This window comes from Streptomyces sp. NPDC046197 (assembly GCF_040646295.1).
Lineage (GTDB): Bacteria > Actinomycetota > Actinomycetes > Streptomycetales > Streptomycetaceae > Streptomyces.
The window spans coordinates 69,252-69,626 of record NZ_JBEYZY010000037.1; the positions used below are offsets into that span (position 1 = coordinate 69,252).

Below are 375 nucleotides of genomic sequence, written 5' to 3' on the forward strand. Positions count from 1 at the left end.
CCCACCGCGATCGTCATCGCGACGGCCGTAACCACCACGGTCGTTGCCGCGGCGCGGACCGCCGCGGTATCCCCCGCGGTCACCGCGGTCACCGCGGTCACCACTGTCCCGGCGGCGCTGTTCGCGCTCCGGGCGCTCGTCGGGAGAGTTGGTGGACATCGGTGACTCCTGTCTTCGGTATCGCAAGTATCTCGCGCAGCCCGAGTACCCGGCGCGCTCCTGAAAAACGAAAGGACCCCTGGTCCCAGCTGAACGCTGGTGACCAGGGGTCCTTCCAAAGATTGTTCGGCGGTGTCCTACTCTCCCACAGGGTCCCCCCTGCAGTACCATCGGCGCTGTGAGGCTTAGCTTCCGGGTTCGGAATGTAACCGGGCG

The 375-nt window shown here is 66.7% G+C and carries 1 rRNA gene; it reads right to left on the reverse strand.

Annotated features, from left to right (window positions below):
- Positions 1–283: 283 nt before the first annotated feature.
- A 5S ribosomal RNA gene (rrf, locus tag AB0A61_RS34115) occupies positions 284–375 on the reverse strand; the annotation flags it as partial.